The 5,573-nt window shown below is 59.6% G+C and carries 5 protein-coding genes; 3 read left to right on the top strand and 2 right to left on the bottom strand.

Going from position 1 to position 5,573, the window contains the following annotated elements:
• The 3 genes from ACY69P_RS13480 to phoU form a co-directional block, all read left to right on the top strand.
• Nucleotides 1-1,745: HAMP domain-containing sensor histidine kinase (locus ACY69P_RS13480; protein WP_462327847.1), on the top strand; the 1,745-nt coding region annotated here is incomplete at its 5' end.
• A gap of 3 nt (nt 1,746-1,748) precedes the next feature.
• Entirely contained in the window at nt 1,749-2,510 is a 762-nt protein-coding gene (pstB, locus tag ACY69P_RS13475; protein ID WP_404845677.1) for a phosphate ABC transporter ATP-binding protein PstB, read from the top strand.
• 8 nt (nt 2,511-2,518) lie between these two features.
• Nucleotides 2,519-3,187, top strand: coding sequence for a phosphate signaling complex protein PhoU (phoU, locus tag ACY69P_RS13470; protein ID WP_459897838.1), 669 nt, complete (start codon nt 2,519-2,521; stop codon nt 3,185-3,187).
• Between the two features lie 155 nt (nt 3,188-3,342).
• On the opposite strand, the gene ACY69P_RS13465 is transcribed toward phoU, so the two are convergent.
• Nucleotides 3,343-4,011 carry a DUF47 domain-containing protein gene (locus ACY69P_RS13465; RefSeq protein ID WP_404845679.1) on the bottom strand — a complete coding sequence of 223 codons (669 nt, stop codon included), beginning with the start codon at nt 4,009-4,011 and terminating at the stop codon, nt 3,343-3,345.
• A 40-nt stretch (nt 4,012-4,051) separates the two neighbouring features.
• Nucleotides 4,052-5,287 (bottom strand): inorganic phosphate transporter, encoded by a 1,236-nt coding sequence (locus tag ACY69P_RS13460; protein WP_462327846.1) that lies wholly within the window; start codon nt 5,285-5,287, stop codon nt 4,052-4,054.
• Nucleotides 5,288-5,573: the final 286 nt, after the last annotated feature.

The following is a 5,573-nucleotide window of genomic DNA, read 5'->3' as shown; positions in this document are numbered from 1 at the left end:
GCTACGTCTTTCGTGGGGATGTGCTGGAGGACGCCAAAACCGGCGCGGTGCGCGAGCTGCGCCTTGCCGAACAGCTGCTGCTCATCCATGGGGACTTTCCCAGCGAGGAGAGCTTGCACCACTGGCTGGAAGACCTTGGCGTGCGGCTGGATTCCCGCATCACCTACCTGACCCGCGACGGCAGGGTGGTGGCGGATTCCCACGTTGGCTACTCCGTGGTGCCCACGCTGGACAACCACGCCTTCCGTCCGGAAATCGTGCAGAGCGAGTCCCAGCGCTATGGCCTCAGTGTGCGCTACAGCGGCACCCTGGAGCGAAAGCTTGTCTACGCGGCCAAGCGGGTGTCGGGCATTAAGGGACTGCCGGACGGCATCTTGCGCCTTGCCGTGCCCTTTGCCGATGTGCGCGAACGCCTTGATAAAATTTACGACAATGTTGTCTACACCTTTGCCGCCGCCATCTTTTTGGCCTTTGTGCTCAGCTGGATCATGTCGCGGTCCATGGGCCGCTCCATCAAGGAGATGATTGACGTGGCGCAGGCCATTGGCAACGGCGAGTACGAAAAGCGCCTGCGCTTCTATCCGGGCCGGGAATTTGAGCCGCTGGCGGATACCATCAACCAGATGGCCGGCTCCATTGAACAGCACGTCTCGGTCATCACCGAGAAGAAGCGTGAGTCCGACGCTATATTGAATGGCATGCGCGAAGGCGTGCTTGTGCTGGACGCCGACGGGCGCATCTCCAAGTACAACCCGGCATTGGCGGGCATCTTTCCGTCATCGCAGGAGATTATAGGCCTGCGGCCGCTGGAGATTGTGCTGTCACCCGAGTTGCAGCAAGCCTGTGACAAGGTGCTCGCCCCCGACGGCGACAACCGCGCCAAGCTGCAAATCGAGCCGGTGAAGGACCGCGTGTACGAGGTTGCCATTGAACGGCTGGACAACAACAGCGTGGGCCTTGGCGCCATTGTCGTGTTCCACGACATCAGCGAGCTGAAACGGCTTGAGCGCGTCCGCCGCGACTTTGTGGCCAACGTCTCCCACGAACTGCGCACCCCGCTGACCACCATCAAGGGCTACTCCGAAACTCTGCTGGATAACCACATGGCACGGGGCGAGCGCGCGGAGGCGTTCCTCGAGATTATTCTCAAGAATGCCGACCACATGGCGAAGATGGTGCACGACCTGATGAGCCTCTCCCGTCTTGAGGGCCGACAGGAGCGCTTCCATATGCAGCGCATCAACGCACGGGGAGCCATGATGGAGGCCATACGCACCTGTCAGCCCCTTGCGGATGCGGTCGATGTTACCGTGCACCACGACCTGCCGGAATCCGGCGTGCCCGTGCATGCGGACTTTGACCGCGTGGTGCAGGTGTTCCGCAACCTGCTGGAGAACGCCATCCGCTACAGCCCGGCAGGGACGCAGGTGACCATCTCGTCCCGCGAGGACGGCGATGACATGGTGTTCAGCGTGGGGGACCATGGTCCCGGCATCCCGCAGGAAGAGCGCGAGCGCATCTTTGAACGATTCTATCGAGTGGAAAAACACCGCACCAAGAACGGCAGCGGCTCCACAGGGTTGGGGCTGGCCATCTGCAAGCATATCGTCGAGGCCCACAAGGGGCGCATCTGGGTCGAGGCCCACGACGACGGCAGCTCCGGTGTGGTCTTTCATTTTACACTTTCCGCCGCCCGCTCGGACGAAGCCGGCACGGAACCGACCACGAACGAACAGGAAGCATAACGCATGCAAAAGCCACAGAAAATGGCCGCCAAAGGGCTGGACTTCTATTACGGCGACTTTAAGGCGCTCAAAAACATCAGCCTCGGATTCGGGGAGAATGAGGTCACGGCGCTCATCGGTCCTTCGGGCTGCGGCAAGAGTACCTTTCTGCGCTGTTTGAACCGTATGAATGACCTCATCCTCGGCACCCGCGTGGATGGCGAGGTGACATTGGACAGCGCCGACATCTACAGCCAAAAGCTGGACGTGGTGGACCTGCGGCGGCGGGTGGGCATGGTGTTCCAGAAGCCCAACCCCTTCCCCAAGTCCATCTTTGAAAACGTCGCCTATGGCCTGCGCGTCAACGGCTGGCGCGACCGCACCCGCATTGCCGAGCGCGTGGAACTCAGCCTCAAGCAGGCCGCCCTCTACGACGAGGTGAAGGACCGGCTGGACGAATCCGCCCTTGGTCTCTCCGGCGGCCAGCAGCAGCGCCTGTGCATCGCCCGCGCCCTTGCCGTGCAGCCGGAAGTGCTGCTCATGGACGAGCCCGCCAGTGCGCTGGACCCCATCGCCACGCAGAAGATTGAGGAACTGGTGCACCAGCTGAAAAAGGACCTCACCATCATCATCGTGACCCACAATATGCAGCAGGCGGCCCGCGTGTCGGATGTGACGGCGTTTTTCTACATGGGGGAACTCATCGAGTCCGACGCCACGGAGACCATCTTCACCAGACCGCGCCAGAAGCAGACCGAAGACTACATAACCGGCCGATTCGGCTAGGAGGCCATATGAACGTAGAACGCCACTTTCACCGGCAGCTGGACGAACTCAAGATGCACGTTCTTGAAATGGCCGCCTATACCGAGCGCGCCGTGGTCAATGCCACCGAGGCGCTTCTGGAACGCGACGCCGACGCCGCAGAACGCATCATTGAGGACGACGCCACCATCAATGATATGGAACTGCATATCGACGAGGTGTCCCTGCACCTCTTGGCCCTTGACGCGCCCATGGCGCGCGACCTGCGCTTCATCACCGGCGTGCGCCGCGCCATTATCGACTTTGAACGCATGGGCGACGAGGCCGTGAACCTTGCCGAAAAGACCATCTTTCTCGCCCGGCTGCCCGAGTTGCCGCATCCGCAGCTTTTGAACGAGATGGTCAGCGTGGTTCTTGATATGCTCAAGGTGACGCTGGAGGCCTTCCGCGAGCAGAATGTGGAAAAGGCCGTGGACGTATGCCGCATGGACTACAAGGCCGACGACCTCAACGTGAAGATTCTCAAGCAGACCATGGACGACATGGTGTGCGAGACCACGGGCGTTCGCCGCGCCATCAACACCATCCTCGCCGCCCGGCATCTGGAACGGGTGGGAGACCTTGCCACCAACGTGGCAGAGACGACCATTTTCATCGCCAAAGGCCTGAATGTGAAGCATCAGTGCCAAAAGACGTGACGCCGGGTTCCTCTCTCCCCGGTTTCCGTAAGGGGCGGGGCTTCGTGGCGGCGAAGCCCCGCCTTTTTTTCGGCGCGCGTGGCGCAGAAAAAAAGCGGCCCTCCGGTCAATGACCGGGGGGCCGCCTTGTGCGTGGCGTACAATCAGGCCCGGCGTTAGCGGGCAATCATGGAGCGCAGGATGTCGGCACAATTTTCGGTATTGTGCGCCATGCCGTGCAGCTTTTCCACAAAGTGGATCAACTGGTAAATGTCTTTAAAGTCCATGTCTTCGTTGTAAATCTCGGACACCAGCTTGTTCTTGGCCTTAAAGATGGCGTGGCGCTTTTTGCGGATGGCCCAGAATTGGTCCTTGGTGCCGCGCCTGTCGAGGTGCTCGGTGTAGATAAGGCCGAGGGTGGCCTTGAGCGCCGGGCCGAGCATGTCGGTCAGGGAATCCACATCGTCGATAAGCTCGATGATTTTGCGCTGGTAGGGCACGGGGATGTCCACGGGGCGCATGGCCAGCCACTGCATGGCTTCCTGCGCTTCGTCGAGGACGTTGTCCTGCGCCTTGGTGTAGTTGAGGAACAGGGTCTTATCCACGGGCATGAACAGACCGCGCGGCAGGTGGTTGCGGATCCTGCGCTTAATCAGGTCGGCCTGATTTTCAATGTGGTCGATCTGCTTGGCGAGCTCCATGAACTCGCGGCACGCTCCGCCCGCCACGTAGCATTCCAGAGAATCCTTAATGATCTCCGTGCACTCGTGGATCTTCTCGTAGTGGTCCACCAGTCCGTCAAGCGGGCTGCGGGAGGTCAGCAGTCCAAACAGGGGCAAACGCATCGGGTGTCCTCCTTCCTCTATGAGGTATGGTCGTTACCTATCAGTAAACAGACCACTTTAAAAACTGAAAAATAACGATCGACGTCAGGGCCGCGATGGGTACGGTCAGCAGCCAGTAGATGACGATCTTGCCCAGTACACTGAAGTCCACGGCCTTAAAGCCGCGGGCAAGCCCCACACCGGTCACGGCACCAACAGCGGCGTGGGTGGTGGACACGGGCAGGCCCAGCTTGGATGCCACGAGAACCGTCGTCGCGGCGGAAAAGTCCACGGCAAAGCCGCGGGTGTTGGTCAGCGTGGTGATCTTCTCGCCAACGGTGGACATCACCTTGTGGCCCAGTACGCAGATACCAAGTGCAATGCCCGCGCCGCCAATAGCCAGCATCCACAGCGGCACCTCGGCCTGCGTGAGGAAGGCATGCTGCTTGGACAGCACATAAATGGCGGCAATGGGACCAATGGCGTTGGCGACGTCATTCGCGCCCTGCGACAACGCCACATAACACGAGGTGAAAATCTGAAGGCGCCGGAAAATGCTCTCCACACCTTCCACGCTTTCGTCAAGCTCCATGGACAGGCGGGTGACCATGCGCACACCCACCAGCCACGCTGCAGCAGCCAGCATGATGATAACGCCGAGGGATTCCCACCACGTTAATGCCAGCTGATTGCCTACAGGGGTCTTATACATAAAGGAAAAGCCCACCAAAACCATGGTCAGGCCCATCCAGCGGGGCCCCCATGCCTTGGCGTGCTTGATAAAATTGCGCCGCATAAAAATCTTGCGGCGAATCTGCGAGAAGATGAAAAAGGCAATGCCCGCCGCTAAAAACGGCGAAATAAACCACGAGAGGACAACCCCGCCAAGCTTCACCCAGTTCACAACGCTGGGACCGCCAGCCACAAGGCCAAAGCCCAAAATAGCGCCCACAATGGAGTGTGTAGATGAAACGGGGAGCGCCGTGAGGGTGGCAATAAGCACCCAGAGCGCAGCAGACAGCAGGGCGGCGAACATCCCAATCAAAATCAACTTGGGGTCGCCAATGGTCGAAGCGTTGATGATGCCCTTACTCACCGTGGCCGTCACATGCGACCCAAGAAAAACAGCGCCGACAAAGTTCAGGCTGCCCGCGATAAACACGGCTTGCTTCACGGTGATGGCGCGCGCACCCACAGCAGATGCCATGGAGTTGGCGACATCGTTGGCACCAAGGTTAAAGGCCATCAAAAATCCTGCCCCAAGGGACAGGAGAAGAAAAAGATCATAAATATCCATCATTTGTTCCTTGCTGGCAGGGTGACGGTTTCGGCGTTCCCTGTTCGCGACGCCGAGCAACTGTCGGCGTGTATGTCACAGCTTTGTTACAGCTCTGTGTCGAAAACGTCATGCGGGACTCTTAATCGAAAACGGCCGTTTTGAACAGCACCACAGGCCGTTTTCGACCCCGGCTATAATTGGCTGGGATCGTGGAACTTTTTGCCTGCGGCGCGGGAGGGGAAGAGGGCCTCCGGCGGGTTAAGGGAATGATTCCCTTAACAATCCCCAGGATTTTTCGGGCGGA

The organism is Desulfobaculum sp. (genome assembly GCF_054921475.1).
This window is presented reverse-complemented; position numbering and strand designations above follow the sequence as displayed.

Bases quoted from the DNA above. Each gene is read 5' to 3' on its own strand.
- pstB (WP_404845677.1), top strand. From the start codon at position 1,749: ATGCAAAAGCCACAGAAAATGGCCGCCAAAGGGCTGGACTTCTATTAC.
- phoU (WP_459897838.1), top strand. From the start codon at position 2,519: ATGAACGTAGAACGCCACTTTCACCGGCAGCTGGACGAACTCAAGATG.
- ACY69P_RS13465 (WP_404845679.1), bottom strand. From the start codon at position 4,011: ATGCGTTTGCCCCTGTTTGGACTGCTGACCTCCCGCAGCCCGCTTGAC.
- ACY69P_RS13460 (WP_462327846.1), bottom strand. From the start codon at position 5,287: ATGGATATTTATGATCTTTTTCTTCTCCTGTCCCTTGGGGCAGGATTT.